Here is a 20,277-nt window from a genome sequence, read left to right on the forward strand (position 1 = left end):
GGCAACGTCGCCGGCAGGAAGCCCGCTTATGAACGCCCCGCAGATCGTTCGCCATTCGCTCCATGAATCGCTGGTGGCGCCTCTGCGTGAGATGATTCTCAACGGCGAATTGCGGCCCGGCCAGAAGGTGCCCGAAGAGCAGCTTTGCGAACGCTTCGGCGTCTCGCGCACGCCGATCCGCGAGGCGCTGAAGGTGCTTGCTGCCGAGGGTGTTCTTCAGATCCTGCCGCATCGCGGCGCCATTGTCGCGCGCATCACCGCCGAGCAGGTCGAGGAGTTGTTCCCGATCATGGCCTCGCTGGAGCGGCTCGCCGGCATCCTCGCCTGCGCCAGAGCCACCGAGGCCGACATTGCCCGGCTCGGTGCATTGCATGACGGGATGATGGCGTGTTTCGAGGCCGGCGAGGAGGTGGATTATCTACGCTACAACCGGCTGATCCATGAGGCGTTCTTCGAGGTCGCCGGCAATGCCACGCTGAGCACCTATTACCAACAGGTGCTGACCCGCATCCATTCCTGCCGCTTCGTGATGCGCAAGAGCCGCGAGCACTGGCTGGCGGCTGTGGCCGAGCATCGCGCGATGATGGAAGCCTTCGCCGCACGCGACGCGGCCCGGCTCGGCGCGCTCATGGAAGCGCACATCACCGGCACCACCGCGGGCATCGCCCGCGCCTTCATCAGCGGTGAGGGCGGTTCGGCTTCGGCTGACGCCCCCGAAAGCCGAACCAGAAAGGGACGCAACCGATGACCGACGTTCTCGACGAGACGCGCCCGCAGCAGCAGGCCGCTGCCGCCGCCCGCCCGCTGCCGCTCGCCGGCGTGCGTGTCCTCGATGTTGCGCAGGTCATGGCCGGGCCGTTCGCGTGCATGATGCTGGGCGATCTCGGCGCCGACGTGATCAAGGTCGAGCCGCCCGGCACCGGCGACCAGACCCGCGGCGCCATGGGGTTCAAGATGAAGGGCCCGGACAGCATGGGCTTCCTCAACATGAACCGGAACAAGCGTTCCGTGACGCTCAACCTCAAGAGCGAGGCCGGCCGCGAGCTGTTCTATGAGCTGGTGAAGAGCGCCGATATCCTGATCGAGAACTACCGGCCCGGCGTCATGAAGAAGCTGAAATGCGACTATGACATCGTATCAAAGCTGAATCCCCGATTGGTCTATGCCTCGATTTCCGGCTTCGGCCAGAGCGGCCCCTGGGCGAGCCGTCCCGGCTTCGATTTGATGGCGCAGGCCATGTCCGGCGTGATGAGCGTCACCGGCCATCCCGGCGGGCCGCCGGTCAAGGCCGGCGTGCCGGTCGCCGATATCGGCTGCGGCCTGTTCGCCACCTATGCGGTGCTCGCCGCCTATATCGGCGCGAAGAATACCGGGCAGGGGCAATATATCGACGCTTCGCTTTTCGAGGCCGCGCTCGCCTTCTCGGTGTGGGACATTTCCGAATATTGGGGCCGCGGCACCTACCCGATCCCGCTCGGCACGGCCAACCGCATGAGCGCGCCCTATCAGGCGGTGAAGTCGAAGGACGGCTATTTCGTCATGGGCGCGACCAATCAGAAGCTCTGGCTCTCGCTATGCGAGACCATCGGCCGGCCCGATCTGCTGGACGATGCGCGCTTCGACACCAACCCGCACCGGCTCGATAATCGCGAGGCGCTGATCGAGGAGCTGGAGAAGACCTTCGCCACGCGGACCTCCGAGGAATGGGTCGAGGCGCTGCTGGCGGTCGGCATTCCCGCCGGCACCATGTATTCCTACCCCGAGGCCTTCGAGAGCGAGCACGGCCGGCACCGCAACATGCGGATGGAGATCGACCACCCGAACGAGGGCAAGGTCTCCACCATCGGTTTTCCGGTGAAGCTGATGGGCACGCCCCAGCAAGTGCGCCTGCCGCCGCCGCTGCTCGGCGAGCACACGCAGGCTATCCTGACCGAGATCGGTCTCGACGAAGATGCCGTCGCGGCCTTCGGCGCGCGCGGAGCCTTCGCGGCATGAGCACGAAGGACAGCCCGGCCGTTGAGGCCGACGACAAGGGGCGGGTGCGCTTCGCCGTCGACGGGCCGGTGGCGCGCATCACCTTCGACCGTCCGGCGGCGCGCAATGCCATGACCTGGCGCATGTATGAGGAACTGGAGCAGGCCTGCCTCGCCATCGCGGCCGACCCGTCGATCCGGGTCGCGGTGCTCCGCGGCGCCGGCGGCAAGGCCTTCGTCGCCGGCACGGACATCGACCAGTTCCGGGCCTTCACGTCGGGCGAGGACGGGGTTGCCTATGAGCAGCAGGTCGAGCGCTTCGTCGGCGGGGTCGAACGCCTGCCGGTGCCGACGCTCGCGGTGGTGGAGGGCTGGGCGGTGGGCGGCGGCATGGCGATCGCCAATGCCTGCGATCTGCGCCTCGCCACGCCCGGCACGCGCTTCGGCGTACCGATCGCGCGCACGCTCGGCAATTGCCTCTCGACCACCAATCTCAGCCTGCTGGCCGCCACGCTGGGCGTGGGCATGGTCAAGCGCATGGTGATGCTGGCGGAGATGCCGACCGCGGAAACCATGCCGCCGGGCTATGTCGGCGTGGTCGCGCCCGAGGCGCTGGACGCCGAGGTCGATACGCTCTGCGCGAAGCTGGTGTCCCACGCCCCGATCACCATGCGGGTCACCAAGGAGGCCCTGCGCCGCCTGCGCCTCGATCCGCAGGCGTCCGCTGCGGATCTGGTGCGCGAGACCTATGGCAGCGCCGATTTCCGGGAGGGCGTCGACGCCTTCCTCGCCAAGCGTCCGCCGAACTGGCGTGGGGTGTAGCTGGTCGCGGCCGCAAATGAAAATGGCCCAGCGAACCGGGCCATTTCTGTCTCAAGGGCGTGCGCGTCAGCGGATCGGCGGGGCGTACTGGATGCCGCCGGCGCTCCAGAGCTGGTTGATGCCGCGCGGGATGCCGAGCTTGGAATCGGTGCCGATATTGGCCTCGAACACCTCGCCGTAATTGCCGACATTCTTCACGATCAGGGCGGCGAAGTCCTTGGTGAGCCCGAGCTGCTCGCCATAGGCGCCTTCGGTGCCGATAAGACGCTTCACGTCCGGCTTCTCGGACTTCAGCGCCTGATCGAGAGTCTGGGACGAGACGCCCAGCTCCTCGGCGTTCAGCATGGCGTAGAGCGTCCATTTCACGACGTTCAGCCACTGGTCGTCGCCCTGGCGCACCACGGGGCCGAGTGGCTCCTTGGAGATGACGTCGGGCAGCACGATGTGGTCGGCGGGCTTGGAGAGCTTCAGCCGCAGCGCGTAGAGCTGCGAGACGTCGGTGGTCAGCGCGTCACACTTGCCGGCATCGTAAGCCTTGGTCAGCTCCTCGACGTTCGGCAGCTCGATGAGCTGGAATTCCATCCGGTTCTGCTTGAAATAGTCGGTGACGTTCAGGGCGCTGGTGGTGCCGGCCTGGGTGCAGACCTTGAAGCCGCCGAGTTCGAGCGCGCCATTCACGTTCTTTGCGGCCGGGACCATGAAGCCCTGGCCGTCATAATAGGACACGCCCGCGAACATCAGGCCCAGATCGGCCTCGCGCGAGAGCGTCCAGGTGGAGTTGCGCGAGAGCAGGTCGATGTCGCCCTTCTTCAGCGCGGGAAAGCGCGCCTCGGCGGAGAGCGGGACATACTCGACCTTGGCGGCGTCGCCGAGCACGGCGGCGGCGACCGCGCGGCACAGGTCGACGTCGAAACCCTTCCAGTCGCCCTTGTCGTCCTTGGAAGAAAAGCCCTGCAGGCCCTGGCTCACGCCGCACTTCAGCGTGCCGCGCGCCTTGACGTCCGCGAGGGTCGCGGCGCCGGCCGCGGTGGAGTGTCCCATTTGCGACACGAGAAGAGCGCCGGCGACGGCCAGCGCGGTTCCAAGCTTGTTCATAGATCCCCCAGTGGGTTCAGCCCGCAACGGGCCGTCAGAGTTCGGGCGCGTGCTTGATGACCACCTTGGTGCCGACCGGCACCCGGTTGTACAAATCCTGGACGTCGGAGTTCACCAGACGGAAGCAGCCGGACGAGACGGCGCTGCCGATGGTCTGCGGCTGGTTGGTGCCGTGAATGCGGTACACGGTGCTGCCGAGATAGAGCGCGGCGGCGCCCATCGGGTTGCCCGGCCCACCCGCCATGAAACGCGGCAGGTAGGGCTGGCGCTGGATCATTTCTGCCGGCGGCGTCCAGTCCGGCCATTCGGCCTTGCGCGAAACCTTCTGGAGGCCGGCCCAGGTGAAGCCCTCGCGGCCGACACCGATGCCATAGCGCAGCGCGCTGTTGGGGCCGAGCACCAGATAGAGAAAGCGCTCATTGGTGTGGATGACGATGGTGCCGGGTGCTTCGTTGCTCCGGAAATAGACCGGCTGGCGACGGAACGCCGGATCAAGCTGCTCTTCGTCCGGCGAGGGCACGTAACCGGGCTTCTCCGGCACGTCGAGGATCTGGTTTCCCATCCCGGCGGTGGGGCGCATCTGCGCTTCGGCGGAAGAAAGGGAGAGGGCCGCGACGACCGTCAGCGCCACCCCCAGAATGCCAGAACGCATGGAATCGCGCATGGTCGTGGTTCCTTCTCACACATCTTGCCGCCCCTCGTGCCTTACCCGGCGAGGGTGCGATTCAAGTCGCTCCCGATGAGCGATCGAAGGGATTAATTCACCATAAGTCAATTACAGCGAGATTAATTCGCGGTCGCCTGCGCCGGGGCGCCACGGCAAAGTGATCGTCAGCTGTCGAGGCGTTCACCGGCATCGGGATGCCGGCGCGCCCGGATCGAACCAAAAATCGCCATTAGCTGCCGGGCCCGCGACAGTTAACACATACTGCGTCCGAAACACGGCGACTGGAGAGACAAGCGATGCGTGTTCATGCGCCGGCGCCGCCGGTCGCTGCCTCGCTGCGTGGCGCCGTCCCGGCGATGGCCCGGGAGAACAACCTCGTCACCTCGTGCAAAGCCGACATCGAGCGGCTGTGCAGAGGCATTCGGCCCGCGGCGGCAGGCTGATGAAACGCTTCAAATCCCGGCCGGTCGGTTGCGCTCCGGCGCTACAGAAAATGAAAAACAGCTGACCGGCCCCGCCGGGGGGCGGAGCGAAGGGGCGCGGTCCACCGGGATCGCGCCCCTTCGGCGTTTTCAGCGCAGATAGCTGCCCGCGAGCGCTTCCAGACGCTCCTGACGGCCCGAGCGCGGCTGCGGGTCGAGATTCTCGGCTTCCACCCGCGCGGCAATGCTCTCCAGCGAGGCGCCGGGCTCCAGCATCGCCTTGTTCTCCGGCTTGTCCCAGCCGGCATAGCGCGCATCGACCGCGTTCTTGAGCGCGCCGTCCTCGATCATGTCGGCCGCGATCAGCAGCGCCCGGGCGCACACGTCCATCGCGCTGGCATGGGCGAGGATGAGGTCTTCCGGCTCGATCGACTGGCGGCGGATCTTGGCGTCGAAATTGGTGCCGCCCGTGGTATAGCCGCCGGCCTTGAGGATTTCGTACATGGCGAGCGCGGTGTCCTCGACATTGGTCGGGAACTGGTCGGTGTCCCAGCCGGACTGGGCGTCGCCCTTGTTCATGTCGATGGAGCCGAAAATGCCGAGCGCCGCCGCCATGGCGATCTCGTGCTCGAAGGAGTGGCCGGCCAGCGTGGCGTGGTTGGCCTCGATGTTGACCTTCACTTCCTTCTCCAGCCCGGCGCGGGCCAGCAGGCCGTACACGGTTCCGACGTCGAAGTCGTACTGGTGCTTGGTCGGCTCCTGCGGCTTGGGCTCGATCAGGATCGTGCCCTTGAAGCCGATCTTGTACTTGTGCTCGACCACCATGTTGAGGAAGCGGCCCATCTGGTCCAGCTCGCGCTTCAGGTCGGTGTTGAGCAGGGTCTCATAGCCCTCGCGGCCGCCCCACAGCACATAGTTCTCGCCACCGAGCTCATGGGTGATCTCCAGCACGTTTTTCACCTGCGCGGCGGAGTAGGCGAACACGTCCGGGTCCGGGTTGGTGGCCGCGCCGGCCATGAAGCGGCGGTTGGAGAACAGGTTCGCGGTGCCCCAGAGCAGCTTGACCTTGGACGTCTCCATCTTCTTCGCGAAGATGTCGGCGATGGCGCGGACATTGGCGTTGCTCTCGGCCAGCGACTTGCCTTCCGGGGCGATGTCGCGGTCATGGAACGCGAAGTACGGCACGTCGAGAATGCGGAACAGCTCGAAGGCGACGTCGGCCTTCGCCTTGGCCAGCGCCATCTCGTCGCTGCCATGCATCCACGGGCGCAGGAAGGTCTCGCCGCCGAACGGATCACCGCCCGGCCAGGTGAAGCTGTGCCAATAGGCGACGGCGAAGCGCAGATGCTCCTCCATGGTCTTGCCGAGCACGACCTTGTCCTTGTCGTACCAGCGGAAGGTCAGCGGATCGCGGCTGTCGCGGCCGGCATATTTCAGCGGCTCGCTATTAGCGAAGAAGTGTGCGGGGGCGTTGATCGGGGCATTCATGGGGTCACTCCCTTGAGAGCGGGATACAGCGCACGGTAGCGCGCGTAACGTTCCGCATAGGCTTGTTGGAGAGCCGGGATCGGCTCGATGGTCTCGATGCGCCGGGGCGGCAGACAGATCTCGGCGGGGGCCTCGCCGGTCGCCGCCATGCGGGCGAGGCGGGCGGCGCCGAAGGCTCCCCCGCGCTCGCCTTCATCGACGCGATGAAGCGGCAGGCCGAGCACATTGGCGAGCACGCTGATCCAGTAGCCGGAACGCGAGCCGCCGCCGATCACGTCGGCGCTGGTCAGCTGCGTGCCGGCCTGCCCGAGCGCTTCCAGACAGTCGCGGAAGGCGAAGGCGACGCCCTCCAGCACGGCCTGCGTCAGCGTTTCGCGCGAGGTGTCGTGGTCGAGTCCGACGAAGGCGCCACGAATCGCGGTGTCGTTGTGCGGGGTGCGCTCGCCGGACAGGTACGGCAGGAAGGTGACAGGCGAGGGGCTCTGGGGCCGCGCGCCGAGGGGGGCAAGAAGCTCTGCCGGCGTGGACTTGCTGGCCGTCGCCCACCAGCCGAGCGCCGATGCGGCGGAGAGGATGACGCCCATCTGGTGCCAGGTCGCTGGCACGGCGTGGCAGAAGGCGTGGACGCTAGATTGCGGGTTCGGCGCGAAGCGGTCGGTGGTCGCCCATAGCACGCCCGACGTGCCGAGCGAGACGAAGGCGTCGCCGGGATGGATAGCGCCGAGGCCGACGGCACCGGCGGCGTTGTCGCCCGCCCCGCCCGCGACCACCGGCGGCGTCGCCATGCCCCAGCGCGCGGCAAGTTCCGGCCGGAGCCGCCCGGCGACCGCATTGCCCTCGACGAGACGGGGCATGTTCGCCCGGGTCATATAGGTCGCCTCAAGCGCGTCATCCGACCAGTCACGCCGTCCGACATCGAGCCAGAGGGTGCCGGAGGCGTCCGACATTTCCTCGACCTTCTCGCCGGTAAGGCGGAAGCCGACATAAGCCTTGGGCAGCAGCACGGTCCGGGTGGCGGCGAAGACGTCCGGCTCGTGGCGGCGCACCCACAAGAGCTTGGGTGCGGTGAAGCCGGGGAAGGCGAGATTGCCGGCGATGGCATGCAGCGCGGGAAAGCGCTGCTCCAGTTCCAGGCACTCGGCGGCGGCGCGCCCGTCATTCCACAGGATGGCGGGGCGGAGCACGGCATCGCTTGCGTCCAGCAGCACCGCGCCGTGCATCTGGCCGGACAGCGCGATGCCGCGCACGGCTTCAAGCGCGGTGGGCTGCTCGGCCTTGAGCGCGTCGATGCTGGCCAGCGTCGCCTGCCACCACTCCTCCGGATCCTGTTCGGAAAAGCCGGGAGCCGGGCGCGAAATGCCGAGTGGCGTCTCGGCGCTCGCCAGTACGTTCTGCGCGTCGTCGACCAGCACCGCCTTGACGGCGGAGGTCCCCATATCGAGGCCGAGATACATGCCTCACATCCTTTGAAGCGATCGGAAATGGAAGGTCACGGCAGGTTGTCCCGCACGAAAATGTCGATGCGGATGCGCTCCTGCTCGCTGAACAGCGGCTCGCCGGCGCAATGGGCCAGCAGCACGCGGGCGGCCGAGCGCGACTGGTGCCCGGCGTCCTGATTGATCACCGCGTCCATCACCCCGCGCAGCAGGAAGCGGCGGGTGTCCTCGGTGAGGTCGTGGCCGACGAACAGCGTCTCGCTGGCGCGGTTTGCCGAGGAGAGCGCCGCCGCAATTCCGCGATTGCCGGCGCCGACATTGTAGAGCCCCACGAGATCGGGCGCCTCGCGCAGCATGGTGCGGGTGATGGTTTCGGTGCGCTCGTCCTCGTCCAGGCTTTCCTGAACCGGGAGCACCTTGAGCGCGGGATACTCCCCGGCGAGCACCTGGGTGAAGCCGAACTGGCGCTCGGCATGATCGCGCAGCGCCGGCGTGCCGACGATGAGTCCGATCGTGCCGCGCCGGCCGCCGGCGAATCGGCCCAGCAGCGTGGCGGCCGTACGGCCTGCGGCGATATTGTCGATGCCGACATAATGCAGACGGTGCGAGGACGGCACGTCGGAGACCAGCGTAACGACGGCAATTCCCGAGGCGGTGAGGTCGTCGATGGCGGCACGCACGCGCGGATGGTCCAGCGCCACCACGGCAACGCCATCATAATGGCCAATCAGCCCCTCCAGCGCGCTCGCCAGCGTTTCGGGGGCGAACACGTCGACATGGAGCGTGTCGATATAGGCGTTGTTGACGGCGAGCCAATTCGCGGTGTTCGCCACCTGCTCGGCGAGCATGCGCATGAACACGTTGGGGCCGGCCGGCAGCACGAAGCAAAAGCGATAATGCGCGCCGCGCGCCAAACGCGCCGCCGCCGCGTTCGGCCGGTAGCCAAGTCGCGCCACCGCATCGCGCACCCGCTCAATGGTCGGGCCGCGCACTCCCGCACGACCATTGAGCACGCGGTCGGCGGTGGCGAGCGACACGCCGGCCTCGCGGGCGACATCCTGGAGCGTGATGCGTGAAAGCGGTCTGGACATGCGGGGCAGGATGCCTTCAATCTTTGAGGTACGCAACTCATTGTGCTGAGGGTACACCTAGACAAATTGGTAGGAGCCATGCTTCAAACACTTTGCTAGGGTGCCGCCAGTGTTCAGCAAGCGGTAAGATTAGCGGTTTGTGTGATCAAGCGTTGCAAAACGCGCATGACGCGTTCGGGCATATTTGAGGTTCGAACGTCAAAAATAACGTCCGGGTGCGCTGCGCTCTGTGCATCGAAGCCTGCGTCGCCCTCGATATCGGCACCCTTTGGGAGGAAGACCATGACGTTCAAGATGACAGTGGCCCTTGCTGCGCTCGCCACGGTGGCGACGGTAGGGCTGGCGCGGGCCGCCGAGCCGGTGGTCGGCGTGAGCTGGTCGAATTTCCAGGAAGAGCGCTGGAAGACCGACGAAGCGGCGATCAAGAAGGCTCTCGCGGCCGCCGGCGCCAAGTACATCTCCGCGGATGCGCAGTCCTCCGCCGCCAAGCAGCTTTCCGATGTGGAGGCGCTGATCGCGCAGGGCGCGACCGCCCTCATCATCCTCGCGCAGGATTCGGATGCGATCGCGCCCGCCATCGCCAAGGCGCAGAACGAGGGCATTCCGGTGGTCGGCTATGACCGCCTGATCGAGAATCCCTATGCGTATTACGTGACGTTCGACAATAAGGAAGTCGGCCGCCTGCAGGCCGCCGAGGTTCTGAAGCTGAAGCCTAAGGGCAACTACGTCTTCATCAAGGGTTCGGCGTCGGATCCCAATGCCGACTTCCTGTTCTCGGGCCAGATGGAAGTTCTGAAGCCCGCCATGGACAAGGGCGACATCAAGAATGTCGGCGAGGCCTATACCGACTCGTGGCTGCCGGCCAACGCCCAGCGGAACATGGAGCAGTTCCTGACCGCCGCGAACAACAAGGTCGATGCGGTCGTGGCCTCCAATGACGGCACCGCCGGCGGCGCCATCGCCGCGCTGGCCGCGCAGGGCCTTGCCGGTTCGGTGCCGGTCTCCGGCCAGGATGCCGATTTCGCCGCGCTGAACCGCATCGCGCTTGGCACCCAGACCGTTTCGGTGTGGAAGGATTCCCGCGAACTCGGCGCCAAGGCGGCGGAAATCGCGCTGGAGCTCTCCAAGGGCACCGATCCCAAGGCCGTTGCTGGCACCACCACCTTCACGGGCGGCCCCAAGGGCCAGGCGATGAACTCCACCTTCCTCAAGCCGCTGCCGATCACCAAGGACAATCTCGACGTGATCATCGAGGCCGGCTGGGTGCCGAAGGCCACCGTCTGTCAGGGCGTCAAGCCCGGCACGGTGAAGGCCTGCGACTGAGCATTTCACGCCATGCGGCGGCGGGAATCTTCCTGCCGCCGCGTACGGGCCTTCCGGTCGGGCGGCGCGCCGGATCGATCGGGACAGGTCCTCGAACCAACAGCTTGAGCTAGTCGCGTCGGCGGAGCACCCGGTTCCGGCTGGATTTGGCTCATGACGGGCATCAGGAGAACGCTCATGAGCGACACCACCACCACGGCGGCGCCTGCTGTGCCCCCGGCCCGGCCTGCATCGGTGCCTCCGTCGGCTTCAAGCTCCTTTCTCGGCGCGCTGGAGATCGATGTCCGCTTTCTCGGCATGGTCGGCGCGCTCGCGGTCATCTGGGTCGTGTTCGACTTTCTGGCGGACGGCACGTTCCTGACCCCGCGAAATCTCTGGAACCTCTCGGTCCAGACCTCCTCCATCGCGGTAATGTCCACCGGCATGGTGCTGGTCATCGTGATGCGTCACATCGATCTGTCGGTCGGCTCCATCCTGGGTGTCACCGGCATGATCATGGCGGTGTTCCAGGTGAACCACCTGCTGCCGGCTTTCGGTTTCAACCATCCGGCGGTGATCGTGCTCACGCTGGCGGCCGGCATCCTTGCCGGCGCATTGATCGGCGCCCTGCACGGCTTCGTCATCGCCTATCTCGGCGTTCCGGCCTTCATCGTCACGCTCGGCGGCCTGCTGGTGTGGCGCGGCGCGGCCTGGGCGATCGCCGAGGGCAAGACCATCCCGTTAGTCGACGACAATTTCAAGCTGCTCGGCGGCGGTGCCAATGGCTCGATCGGAGCGACATGGAGCTGGGTGGTGTGCGTGGTGGCCTGCCTCGCCATTCTCGCGGCCACCGTCCAGGCGCGGCGGCAGCGCCAGCGCTTCCACTTCCCGCTCAAGCCGCTCTGGGCCGAGGCGTTCACCATCGTCGCGGGCTGCCTCGCGGTGGTGTGCGCGACGCTTGTGGTCAATGCCTACACGCTGCCCGCAGCGCTCGCCCGGCGCTATGCCGAGGCGGCCGGGATCGAGGTGCCGCCCGAGGGCCTCGCGATCAGCTTCGGCTTCGCGGTGCCGGTCCTCGTGGCTCTGGCGGTCGGCATCGCCATGACCTTCCTGACCACCCGCACCCGCTTCGGCCGCTATGTGTTCGCCATTGGCGGCAATCCGGAAGCCGCCGAACTCGCGGGCATCAACACCAAGCGCGTGACGCTGATGGTGTTCGCGCTGATGGGCGCTCTCGCCGCCATCGGCGCCGCGATCTCCACCGCGCGCCTCAACTCCGCGACCAATGCGCAGGGCACGCTCGACGAACTCTACGTCATCGCCGCGGCGGTGATTGGTGGCACCTCGCTCGCCGGTGGTGCCGGTACGGTGGCGGGCGCCATGCTCGGCGCCGTGGTGATGCAGAGCCTGCAATCCGGCATGGTGCTGATGCGGGTCGATACGCCCTACCAGAACATCGTGGTCGGCGTCGTGCTGGTGTTCGCGGTGTGGATCGACACCATGTACCGCAAGCGGTTCAAGTGAGGGGAGACCGGGACATGGCCAATTCTGCTGCGACCCCGCTTGTCGACATGCGCGACATTTCCATCTCCTTCGGCGGCATCCGTGCCGTCGACGGCGTGAATGTCGATCTGTACCCCGGCGAAGTGGTCGGCCTGCTCGGCCACAACGGCGCCGGCAAGTCGACGCTGATCAAGATCCTCTCCGGCGCCTATCGCCCCGATACCGGCGAAATCCGCATTGCCGGCGAGAAGGCCGACATCGCCAACCCCCGCGACGCCAAGCGCTACGGCATCGAGACGATCTATCAGACGCTCGCCCTCGCCGATAATGTCGACGCCGCCGCCAACCTGTTCCTCGGCCGCGAGTTGCGCACGCCCTGGGGCACGCTCGACGACGTGGCGATGGAGGCGGCGACTCGCGAGGTGATGGGCCGGCTGAACCCGAATTTCCGCAAGTTCAAGGAGCCGGTGCGCGGCCTCTCCGGTGGCCAGCGCCAGTCGGTCGCCATCGCCCGCGCCATCCACTTCAACGCCAAGATCCTGATCATGGACGAGCCGACCGCCGCGCTGGGTCCGCAGGAGACGGCGCAGGTCGCCGAGTTGATCAAGCAGCTCAAGGCCGAAGGCATCGGTATCTTCCTCATCAGCCACGACATCCACGACGTCTTCGACCTCGCGGACCGGGTGAGCGTGATGAAGAACGGCAAGCTGGTGGGCACCGCCAAGACCTCGGACGTCACCAAGGACGAGGTTCTCGGCATGATCATCATGGGCAAAAGCCCGCCCGGCGCGATCCCCGGTCCCGGCGCCGCGCATTGAGTTTTCCGGCCTTTCCCTTTGGGAGAGGGCCGGGGTGAAGGGGGAGCGCCCCGCACGGCGTTCCCCCTCATCGTTCTGCGATCGCCCATGATGTATCGACGGCGAGTAGCGGCGGCATGCCGCTCTTTTTTCGTCTGCCGAGCCCGTGCTAGATACATCGTGAGGGGACACCGCACGAAATGACAGCCGCCCACGCCAGCTTGCGCAGAATGACGATGGCTCTTGCCGTCGCCTATCTGCTCGTGCTGCAGGCGCTGCTGGGCGGTGTCGCCACCGGTGCCCATGCGGCGGCCGGTCTGTCGCCCGGCGCCGGGCCGACAATCTGTCTCGGCATGGATCGCGGCGACACGCCGTCCGGTCCCGCCGATCCGGCGCATCATACACCCGATTGCTGCACCATTGGCTGCCAGAATGCGGGTCTCACCGCGCTGCCGCCTCCGGCTGCGACCACCCCGCTCGCGCCCGTCGCCTTTACCGACATGGCGACGCTCGTGCCGCCGACCGCTGGGTCGCTGCCGGGCATTGAGCGACTCTCCCATCCTCCGCGCGCGCCTCCCGCCGACTGACGCCGATCTGTCACCGTCAGTCGATATCCGCCGGCGTGAGGGCTTTGCCCCGCCGGCAAACGGGAGTGCCTTCGATGATCCGCTATACCCTTACGCGCGTGCTGCGCCACGGCGAGGAACGCTTCGGCGCCGCCATCCTCGCCGCCGCCCTCATCCTGTTCGCCGCCCAGCCGGTGCTCGCCCACGGCTTCAAGGTCGGCGAGATCGAGATCGGCCATCCCTGGGCGCGGATGACGCCTGCCGGCGCCAAGGTCGGCGGCGGCTATGTCGGCATCCATAACGAGGGCAAGGAGCCCGACACGCTGGTCTCCGCCTCCGCCGAGGTTGCCGATCACGTCGAGATCCACGAGATGGCCGTGACCGACGGCGTGATGAAGATGCGCATGCTGTCCGAGGGGCTGCCGATCCCCGCCGGCGGCGAGGTGAAGCTGGCCCCCGGTGGCTACCATCTGATGCTGATGGGCCTGAAGCAGCCGCTGAAGGAAGGCGAGAGCTTCAAGGGCACGCTCACCTTCGCCAAGGCCGGCACCGTCGATGTCGTGTTCAAGGTCGAGGGCATGGCCGGGCCGAAGGGCGCGGAGATGAAGGGCATGGAGATGCCGGAAGGCGGCCACGACGCCCATAGCGGGCACGGCGCGTCGACGAACTAGCGCCGCTCACGTCCCACGCATGTAGATGCCTCGCGCATGAGCGCCGCCCGGCTGCGTGCCGGGCGAGGGGCGCGCATGCCTCCAGAACCCCTCTTTTTCCGGATGTCGTCCGATGAACGCTACCTCCTTGCCTGCCGATGACGCCACGCGCTCGGCCAGTCTCTACCGTGCCGTGTGGCGCTGGCACTTTTATGCCGGGCTGCTGGTGCTGCCCTTCATGATCCTGCTGGCGGTGACCGGCGGGCTCTACCTGTTCCGCGACGAACTGGACGGGCTGTGGCATCGCGACCTCAAACAGGTCGTGGTGCGTGACGCGCCGCGGCAGGCCCCCAGCGAGTGGATCGACGCCACGCTCATTGCCCGGCCCGGCACCGCGCTTAAACTCATCTCCCCCGCGACGCCGAATGCGTCTGCCGAGGTGGTGGTCAAGACCAGCGACGGTGCGCGCCGCTCGGTCTATGTCGACCCCTATGACGGGCGCGTGCTCGGCGAACTCGCCGATCGCGGCACGGTGATGTGGCTGGTGCGCCGGCTGCACAGCCTTGCCGAATTTGGCACGATCACCAACGGCATCATCGAGATAGTCGGCGGCTGGTCGATCCTGCTGGTCGGTACCGGCTTCTATCTGTGGTGGCCGCGCCGACAGTCCGGGGGCGTGGTCACCGTGCGCGGCACGCCGGCAAAGCGGGTGTTCTGGCGCGACATGCACGCCGTGACCGGCGCGTTCGCCGGGCTCGCCATCGGCTTCATGTCACTGTCGGGCATGCCGTGGTCGCTGGTCTGGGGCGATAAGGTCAACGAACTGGCCAATAGCGGCAATTACGGCTACCCGGCCGGGGTCTATACCGCCGTGCCGATGTCGGACGAGCACCTCGCCCATGCCAACGGCCCGACGGCCTGGTCGCTGGAACAGGCGAAACTGCCGGAATCGACCCCCGCCTCGGCGCAACCCATCGGCATCGACCGCGCGGCGGCAATCGTCGATGGGCTGGGCATCTCGCCCGGCTACACGCTGAGCCTGCCCTCCGGCCCGACCGGCGTCTATTCGGCGAGCGTCTACCCCGACGATCTGTCGCTGCAGCGCGTGATCCATCTCGACCAGTACAGCGGCAATGCGCTGATCGATATGAGCTATGCCGATTACGGGCCGGCCGCCAAGGCGATGGAATGGGGCATCAACGTGCATATGGGGCAGGAGTTCGGGTTGGCGAACCAGCTCTTCATGCTGGCCCTCTGCCTTGCCACCATCCTGATGTCGGTCTCTGCCGGCGTGATGTGGTGGAAGCGCCGCCCGGCCGGTTCGCTCGGCATCCCCCCGGCGCCGCAGGATCGGTCGGTGATGCGCGGGCTGGTAGCGATGATGGCGGTGGTCGGGCTCATCTTCCCGCTGGTCGGCGCCTCGCTTCTGGTGATGCTGGCGCTCGACTTCCTGTTCGCACGCCGGCGCGCACCGGTCTCGCGGCCGGCCTGAGGCGGCCGGGCTTTCGGCAGGGCGCCTCTTCCCCTAACCTTGGCGACGAGGGAAGAGGCGCCATGACCGAACCGATCGAACCGGATGCCGAGGGCAACCGGCACCGTGACGGGCTTTTCATCCGTGTATATTTCGGCGACGGGCGCCATATCGGCCCGGGGATGATCGAGCTTCTGGAGACCATCCGCGCCGAGCGATCCATTCTCTCGGCGGCCCGGCGCATGGGCATGAGCTATCGCCGGGCCTGGCTGCTGGTGGACGAACTCGACCACGCCTTCACCGAGCGGGTGGTGCAAACCTATCCCGGCCGGCGCGGCCATGGCACCGACCTCACGGAATTCGGGGAAAGGCTGATCACGCTCTATCGCGAGATCGAGGCCGCCAGCGCGCAGGCCGCTGCGGGGGCGGTGGCGGAGCTCAGGGCAAAGCTTTCTCCGGACCGGGGAGCGGAGCCAGCTGCGGTGAAGGCTTGCGAGCCGCGCTGAAATCCGGGCTCCGGCTGTCCACCGCCACGCCCTTGATCATCGCCCAGACCGTCATGCCGTGGGCAAGGCCGAGCCGTTCCACGCTCTCGCGCGTGATCATCGCCGACAGCGCGCTGCCGCCGAGATCGAGCGCGATTTCGGCATAGGGACCTTCCTGCAACCGCACATCGGTGATGGTCGCCGGCAGTAGATTGGAGACCGAGGTGTCATCCGGCCGGGCCAGCGCCAGCGCAACGTCGCGGGATCGCACCCGTGCCCGCAGCCGCGCGCCGACAGCCAGGTCGACCCGCGGCACCCGCAAGTGCCCGCCGGCAAAGGCGATGGTGGACAGCGCATACACCTCGTCATGGCGCTCGACCACGCAGTCGAGCAGACTGCCCGCGTCGAACCGGCCGATGATCGGCAGTACTTCCGGCCGCGCCATCACCTCCGTCACCGAGCCATACGCCACCTGCCGGCCATCGCGCAGGGCGACCACAATGTCGGAAAGCCGCAATACCTCGTCCACCGAATGGCTTACATAGAAGATGGGCAGGGCCATCTCGTCGCGCAGGCGTTCGAGATAGGGCAGGATTTCCTGCTTGCGCGCTTCGTCCAGCGCCGCCAGCGGTTCGTCCATCAGCAGCAGGCGAGGCTGGGACAGCAGCGCCCGGCCGATCGCCACGCGCTGTCTTTCGCCGCCGGAGAGGGTGTGCGGGCGCCGGGCCAGCAAATGCGAAATGCCGAGCAGATCCACCACCGATGCGAAGCCGATACGTTTCTCGGGCGCGCGGCTGCGGCTCTCGCCATAGCGCAGATTGCGCTCCACCGACATGTGCGGGAACAGGCGCGCGTCCTGGAACACATAGCCCACCCGGCGTTCCTCGATCTTCAGGTCGATGCCGCGCGCGGCGTCGAAATAGGTCTCGCCATCGACGATGATGCGGCCGCGATCGGGCCGCACCACCCCGGCGACCGCCTGGATGATCGTGGTCTTGCCAGCGCCCGAACGGCCGAACAGCGCGGTGACGCCGGCGTCCGGCGCCACGAAATTCGCCTGCAGCGAAAAGCCGTCCGGGCGGGTGAGCGCGATGTCGATCTCGATCATGGCGCCGTCCTCACCGGCCCATCATGGCGCGGATACGCCGGTCGACCAGGCTCGCCAGCAGCAGCGAGGCCAGCGCCAGCACCACGGAAACCACCACGAGGCGGGCGGCCATCGCGTCCCCGTCCGGCATGTGGGTGGCGCTGTAGATGGCGAGCGGGATGGTGCGGGTCTGGCCCTCGACATTGGAGACAAAGGTGATTGTGGCGCCGAACTCGCCGAGCGCCGAGGCGATCGCCATCAGCGCGCCGGAGAGAATGCCGGGTAGCATCAGGGGCAGGGTGATGGAGAGGAACACATCGAGCCGGCTGGCGCCGAGCGTGCGCGCGGCGGTTTCCAACCCTTGGTCGACCGCTTCAAGCGACAGGCGGATGGCGTTTACCGTCAAGGGGAAGCTGACCACGGCGGCGGCAACCGTGGCGCCGGCGGTGGTGAAGATCAGCTTGATGCCGAACCACGCGTCGAGATACTGGCCGATAGAGCCGCGCGCGCCGAGCGTCAGCAGCAGCAGATAGCCGACCACCACCTTGGGCAGCACGAGCGGCAGGTAGAGGAGGCCGTCGAACAGCCCCCGGCCGGGGAAGCGCGTACGTGCCAGCAGCCACGCTGCGCCGATGGCGACCGGCAGGCTCCAGAACGTCGCCCAGAACGCGACCTTCAGGCTGAGATGGACCGCCGTCCACTCTTCGGGGGTGAGCCAATAGTCGGAGCTGAACAGGGCGGTCGATCCTTCAGAGTGCAGAGGGAAGACGGCGCCGCCCGGCTGTGGGCTCCGGCCGGGCGGCGTGCATCGTCAGGCGGCGATCACTTCACCACGAAGCCATACTGGGCGTACACCTTGCTGGCATCGGGGCCGATGAGGAAATCGAAGAAGGCGCGGGTGTCGGCGTTGTCCTGGCCCTTCACGATCTCGAACGGATATTCCACCGGCGGGTGGCTGTCCGCCGGGAAGGTGGCGACGACCTTCACATTCCTGGCGATGGCGGCGTCGGTCGAATAGACGATGCCCGCTGCGGCCTCGCCGCGCTCCACCAGCGCCAGCGCGGCGCGCACGCTCTCGGCGCCGACGATGCGCTCCCTCACCTTGTCCCACTGGCCGAGGCTGGTCAGCGCGGTCTTGGCATAGATGCCGGCCGGCACGCTGTCGGTCAGGCCCGTGGCCAGCCTGCCGTCGGCACCGAGGAAGGCGAGCCAGTCGAAGGACTTGTCGATGGTCACGTCTCTCGCCTTGTCCGCCGGCATGATCAGCACCAGCGAATTGCCGATCGGGGTGACGCGCGTGGCCTTCAGGGTGAGGTCCTTGCCCTCCGCATAATCCATCCACTTGTTGTCGGCCGAGGCGAAGATCGCGGCCGGAGCGCCGGCCTCCAGCTGCTTGGCCAGCGCCGAAGAGGCGGCGAAGGAGAAGGCAACGTCCTTGCCGGTCTGCGCCTTGTAGAGCTTGCCGATATCCTGAAATGCGTTGGTCAGGCTGGCGGCGGCAAAAACGGTGATCCGGTCCTGCGCCCCGGCAGGCGCGTGAGTCAGCAGGGTCGCGACCATCGCAATGGCGGCGACGCGGAAGGATCTGGACATCAAGGACATGGCGGCGCTCCCAGCATCATATATTCCTTCATATACATGATAGGAGCGACAGTGCCAGTGGCCTGTGAAGCCGCGGGTTTTTACACGCATGAGTGATCATGGATGAACGAGCATTCATTCAGCGCGCGTTCATTTCGCGGAACTTAACCTGAGTGTATCGCTTGTAGATCCAGAGGAGACTCAGGATGAAAAAGATCACCATTGTCGCTCTCGCCGTCGCAACGGCTTTCACATCGGCCGCAGTACCGGCGATTGCGGCGCCATTCGTGCCGAGTCAACTTGCGGCGCCGGCCTCTAATGTTGAAGCTGTGCGACATGGAGGCTATCACGGCCCGCGCCCCGGTGGCCCCGGCTATGGTCGTCCCGGCTACCGGGGGCCCGGCCCGGCCTATTACAACCGTGGCGGCCGCCACTATTACAATGGGCATCGCGGCTATAATTACTACCGGCCCGGCTATCGCCAGTATAATGGCTGGTGGTTCCCGGCCGCCGCGTTCGCCACCGGCGCCCTGATTGGCGGTGCCATCGCGGCCCAGCCCGGCCCGACCTATGTCAGTCCCGGTAACGCACATGTGCGCTGGTGCCAGAGCCAGTACCGCTCCTACCGGGTCTCCGACAACACCTTCCAGCCCTATAACGGCCCGCGCCAGCAGTGCGTCTCGCCTTACTGAGCCTGACCTGCATCTGATGCGCGACGCCTGACGTAACGAATGCCGCTCCGGCCTCACCGCCGGGGCGGCATTTTGCGTTTGGCGCTACGGAACCAGCACCGCCGCGCCGTCGAAACGCCCGTGCCGCAGGTCGTCCAGCGCCCGATTGGCCTGTTGCAAGGGATAGGTCGTGGTCCGGGTCACGATGCCGATGCGCGGGGCGAGGTCGAGAAAATCGATGCCGTCCTGCCGTGTAAGATTGGCGACCGAGAGCACCTGCCGTTCTTCCCAGAGCAGCGCGTAAGGAAAGCTCGGAATGTCGCTCATATGGATGCCGGCACATACCACGCGCCCACCCTTGCGCACCGCCCTCAGCGCCGCCGGCACCAGCGCCCCGACCGGGGCGAACAGGATGGCCGCGTCGAGCGGCTCGGGCGGGGCCTCGTCCGAGCCGCCGGCCCAGACCGCGCCCATCTTGCGGGCAAAATCCTGGCTTGCAGTGTCGCCCTTCTGGGTGAAGGCGAACACCGCGCGCCCCTGCCAGTGCGCCACCTGCGCGATGATATGGGCCGCTGCGCCGAAACCGTAGAGCCCGAGCCGGCGCGCTTTGCCCGCCATCACCAGCGAGCGCCAGCCGATCAGCCCGGCGCAGAGCAGGGGTGCGAGCGCGACATCCTCTCCCGTCTCGCCAAGCGGGAAGGCGAACCGGGCATCGGCGATCACCGCCGTCGCGTAACCGCCGTCGCGGGTGTAGCCGGTGAATTCCGGGGTGTCGCAGAGGTTCTCATGAGCGTCGCGGCAATAGGGGCAGGTGCCGCAGGTGTGGCCCAGCCACGGCACGCCTACGCGCTGGCCCAGGACAAGGCCGGTAACGCCGGATCCGATCGCGTCGATGCGGCCCACAATCTCGTGTCCGGGTATGATTGGCACGCGCGGCTGCGCAAGTTCGCCGTCGATGACATGCAGATCGGTTCGGCACACGCCGCAGGCCGTGACCTTCAGGCCGATTTCGCCGGGGCCCGGCCTGCGGTCGGGAAGCTCGGTCCAGACCAGATCCTCTCCAAGGGCATTCAGGACCATGGCGTGCATGGGCGCTCTCCAGGCGATGGCTCCGGCGGCGTGCGGCCACCCTACTGATGGTCAGCCCGGCCCTCCCGACATCCGCCGAAG

General features: G+C 67.0%; 20 protein-coding genes. 11 read left to right on the forward strand and 9 right to left on the reverse strand.

The features are described from left to right. The first annotated feature begins 28 nt into the window (after positions 1–28). The 3 genes from MKI84_RS03570 to MKI84_RS03580 are packed head-to-tail and all read left to right on the forward strand — an operon-like array spanning position 29 to position 2,795. Positions 29–748 (forward strand): GntR family transcriptional regulator, encoded by a 720-nt coding sequence (locus MKI84_RS03570; protein WP_241616600.1) that lies wholly within the window; start codon positions 29–31, stop codon positions 746–748. Continuing rightward, a complete protein-coding gene (locus MKI84_RS03575; protein ID WP_241616601.1) occupies positions 745–1,995 on the forward strand; it encodes a CaiB/BaiF CoA transferase family protein in 1,251 nt (416 codons plus the stop codon). Before MKI84_RS03570 ends, MKI84_RS03575 begins: the two co-directional genes overlap by 4 nt. Beyond that, a complete protein-coding gene (locus MKI84_RS03580) occupies positions 1,992–2,795 on the forward strand; it encodes an enoyl-CoA hydratase/isomerase family protein (protein ID WP_241616602.1) in 804 nt (267 codons plus the stop codon). The genes MKI84_RS03575 and MKI84_RS03580 overlap by 4 nt, the downstream gene beginning before the upstream one ends. 66 nt (positions 2,796–2,861) lie before the next feature. Here the strand turns inward: MKI84_RS03580 and MKI84_RS03585 are convergent, their stop codons facing one another. From MKI84_RS03585 to MKI84_RS03605, 5 genes are all read right to left on the reverse strand, one after another. Beyond that, positions 2,862–3,890 (reverse strand): amino acid ABC transporter substrate-binding protein, encoded by a 1,029-nt coding sequence (locus tag MKI84_RS03585; protein WP_241616603.1) that lies wholly within the window; start codon positions 3,888–3,890, stop codon positions 2,862–2,864. Positions 3,891–3,924: 34 nt separating this feature from the next. Then, positions 3,925–4,554: a L,D-transpeptidase gene (locus MKI84_RS03590; protein WP_425353790.1), complete on the reverse strand. Its 630-nt coding sequence runs from the start codon at positions 4,552–4,554 to the stop codon at positions 3,925–3,927. Positions 4,555–5,129: 575 nt separating this feature from the next. After that, positions 5,130–6,467: a xylose isomerase gene (xylA, locus tag MKI84_RS03595; protein WP_241616604.1), complete on the reverse strand. Its 1,338-nt coding sequence runs from the start codon at positions 6,465–6,467 to the stop codon at positions 5,130–5,132. Then, complete coding sequence (xylB, locus tag MKI84_RS03600; RefSeq protein ID WP_241616605.1) at positions 6,464–7,921, reverse strand: xylulokinase; 1,458 nt, start codon at positions 7,919–7,921, stop codon at positions 6,464–6,466. Before xylB ends, xylA begins: the two co-directional genes overlap by 4 nt. A 35-nt stretch (positions 7,922–7,956) precedes the next feature. Beyond that, on the reverse strand, positions 7,957–8,994 hold the full coding sequence (locus MKI84_RS03605) for a LacI family DNA-binding transcriptional regulator (protein ID WP_241616606.1): 1,038 nt from the start codon (positions 8,992–8,994) through the stop codon (positions 7,957–7,959). A 294-nt stretch (positions 8,995–9,288) separates the two neighbouring features. Here MKI84_RS03605 and xylF point away from each other — a divergent pair, with 294 nt between their 5' ends. From xylF to MKI84_RS03640, 7 genes are all read left to right on the forward strand, one after another. Beyond that, complete coding sequence (gene xylF / locus MKI84_RS03610; RefSeq protein ID WP_241617524.1) at positions 9,289–10,317, forward strand: D-xylose ABC transporter substrate-binding protein; 1,029 nt, start codon at positions 9,289–9,291, stop codon at positions 10,315–10,317. A 177-nt stretch (positions 10,318–10,494) separates the two neighbouring features. Next, positions 10,495–11,820, forward strand: coding sequence for a sugar ABC transporter permease (locus tag MKI84_RS03615; protein ID WP_241616607.1), 1,326 nt, complete (start codon positions 10,495–10,497; stop codon positions 11,818–11,820). A gap of 14 nt (positions 11,821–11,834) precedes the next feature. Next, on the forward strand, positions 11,835–12,617 hold the full coding sequence (locus MKI84_RS03620) for an ATP-binding cassette domain-containing protein (protein WP_241616608.1): 783 nt from the start codon (positions 11,835–11,837) through the stop codon (positions 12,615–12,617). A 215-nt stretch (positions 12,618–12,832) separates the two neighbouring features. Next, complete coding sequence (locus tag MKI84_RS03625; protein ID WP_241616609.1) at positions 12,833–13,183, forward strand: hypothetical protein; 351 nt, start codon at positions 12,833–12,835, stop codon at positions 13,181–13,183. Between the two features lie 74 nt (positions 13,184–13,257). After that, positions 13,258–13,833 carry a copper chaperone PCu(A)C gene (locus MKI84_RS03630; protein ID WP_241616610.1) on the forward strand — a complete coding sequence of 192 codons (576 nt, stop codon included), beginning with the start codon at positions 13,258–13,260 and terminating at the stop codon, positions 13,831–13,833. A 112-nt stretch (positions 13,834–13,945) separates the two neighbouring features. Further along, positions 13,946–15,304, forward strand: coding sequence for a PepSY-associated TM helix domain-containing protein (locus MKI84_RS03635; RefSeq protein WP_241616611.1), 1,359 nt, complete (start codon positions 13,946–13,948; stop codon positions 15,302–15,304). Between the two features lie 62 nt (positions 15,305–15,366). Beyond that, positions 15,367–15,789: a winged helix-turn-helix domain-containing protein gene (locus tag MKI84_RS03640; RefSeq protein ID WP_241616612.1), complete on the forward strand. Its 423-nt coding sequence runs from the start codon at positions 15,367–15,369 to the stop codon at positions 15,787–15,789. On the opposite strand, the gene modC is transcribed toward MKI84_RS03640, so the two are convergent. The 3 genes from modC to modA form a co-directional block, all read right to left on the reverse strand. After that, the gene (gene modC, locus MKI84_RS03645) at positions 15,722–16,876 is read right to left on the reverse strand and encodes a molybdenum ABC transporter ATP-binding protein (RefSeq protein ID WP_241616613.1); all 1,155 of its coding nucleotides are present in this window, start codon (positions 16,874–16,876) and stop codon (positions 15,722–15,724) included. The genes MKI84_RS03640 and modC overlap by 68 nt on opposite strands. A gap of 10 nt (positions 16,877–16,886) precedes the next feature. Then, positions 16,887–17,591: a molybdate ABC transporter permease subunit gene (gene modB / locus MKI84_RS03650; RefSeq protein WP_241617526.1), complete on the reverse strand. Its 705-nt coding sequence runs from the start codon at positions 17,589–17,591 to the stop codon at positions 16,887–16,889. Between the two features lie 86 nt (positions 17,592–17,677). Next, the gene (modA, locus tag MKI84_RS03655; protein WP_425353799.1) at positions 17,678–18,448 is read right to left on the reverse strand and encodes a molybdate ABC transporter substrate-binding protein; all 771 of its coding nucleotides are present in this window, start codon (positions 18,446–18,448) and stop codon (positions 17,678–17,680) included. Positions 18,449–18,642: 194 nt separating this feature from the next. Between modA and MKI84_RS03660 the strand changes: the two genes are divergently transcribed. Continuing rightward, entirely contained in the window at positions 18,643–19,128 is a 486-nt protein-coding gene (locus MKI84_RS03660; RefSeq protein WP_245404629.1) for a BA14K family protein, read from the forward strand. 84 nt (positions 19,129–19,212) lie between these two features. On the opposite strand, the gene MKI84_RS03665 is transcribed toward MKI84_RS03660, so the two are convergent. Continuing rightward, positions 19,213–20,196: a zinc-dependent alcohol dehydrogenase family protein gene (locus MKI84_RS03665; RefSeq protein ID WP_241616615.1), complete on the reverse strand. Its 984-nt coding sequence runs from the start codon at positions 20,194–20,196 to the stop codon at positions 19,213–19,215. Positions 20,197–20,277: the final 81 nt, after the last annotated feature.

It is taken from the genome of Ancylobacter gelatini, from assembly GCF_022601675.1.
Lineage (GTDB): Bacteria > Pseudomonadota > Alphaproteobacteria > Rhizobiales > Xanthobacteraceae > Ancylobacter > Ancylobacter gelatini.

Coding starts and splice junctions, on each gene's coding strand:
- MKI84_RS03635 (WP_241616611.1), top strand. CDS start 13,946: ATGAACGCTACCTCCTTGCCTGCCGATGACGCCACGCGCTCGGCCAGT.
- MKI84_RS03630 (WP_241616610.1), top strand. CDS start 13,258: ATGATCCGCTATACCCTTACGCGCGTGCTGCGCCACGGCGAGGAACGC.
- modC (WP_241616613.1), bottom strand. CDS start 16,876: ATGATCGAGATCGACATCGCGCTCACCCGCCCGGACGGCTTTTCGCTG.
- modA (WP_425353799.1), bottom strand. CDS start 18,448: ATGTCCAGATCCTTCCGCGTCGCCGCCATTGCGATGGTCGCGACCCTG.
- MKI84_RS03615 (WP_241616607.1), top strand. CDS start 10,495: ATGAGCGACACCACCACCACGGCGGCGCCTGCTGTGCCCCCGGCCCGG.
- MKI84_RS03575 (WP_241616601.1), top strand. CDS start 745: ATGACCGACGTTCTCGACGAGACGCGCCCGCAGCAGCAGGCCGCTGCC.
- xylB (WP_241616605.1), bottom strand. CDS start 7,921: ATGTATCTCGGCCTCGATATGGGGACCTCCGCCGTCAAGGCGGTGCTG.
- MKI84_RS03585 (WP_241616603.1), bottom strand. CDS start 3,890: ATGAACAAGCTTGGAACCGCGCTGGCCGTCGCCGGCGCTCTTCTCGTG.
- MKI84_RS03570 (WP_241616600.1), top strand. CDS start 29: ATGAACGCCCCGCAGATCGTTCGCCATTCGCTCCATGAATCGCTGGTG.
- xylF (WP_241617524.1), top strand. CDS start 9,289: ATGACAGTGGCCCTTGCTGCGCTCGCCACGGTGGCGACGGTAGGGCTG.
- MKI84_RS03620 (WP_241616608.1), top strand. CDS start 11,835: ATGGCCAATTCTGCTGCGACCCCGCTTGTCGACATGCGCGACATTTCC.
- MKI84_RS03580 (WP_241616602.1), top strand. CDS start 1,992: ATGAGCACGAAGGACAGCCCGGCCGTTGAGGCCGACGACAAGGGGCGG.
- MKI84_RS03605 (WP_241616606.1), bottom strand. CDS start 8,994: ATGTCCAGACCGCTTTCACGCATCACGCTCCAGGATGTCGCCCGCGAG.
- MKI84_RS03590 (WP_425353790.1), bottom strand. CDS start 4,554: ATGCGCGATTCCATGCGTTCTGGCATTCTGGGGGTGGCGCTGACGGTC.
- MKI84_RS03640 (WP_241616612.1), top strand. CDS start 15,367: ATGACCGAACCGATCGAACCGGATGCCGAGGGCAACCGGCACCGTGAC.
- MKI84_RS03660 (WP_245404629.1), top strand. CDS start 18,643: ATGAAAAAGATCACCATTGTCGCTCTCGCCGTCGCAACGGCTTTCACA.
- MKI84_RS03665 (WP_241616615.1), bottom strand. CDS start 20,196: ATGCACGCCATGGTCCTGAATGCCCTTGGAGAGGATCTGGTCTGGACC.
- MKI84_RS03625 (WP_241616609.1), top strand. CDS start 12,833: ATGGCTCTTGCCGTCGCCTATCTGCTCGTGCTGCAGGCGCTGCTGGGC.
- xylA (WP_241616604.1), bottom strand. CDS start 6,467: ATGAATGCCCCGATCAACGCCCCCGCACACTTCTTCGCTAATAGCGAG.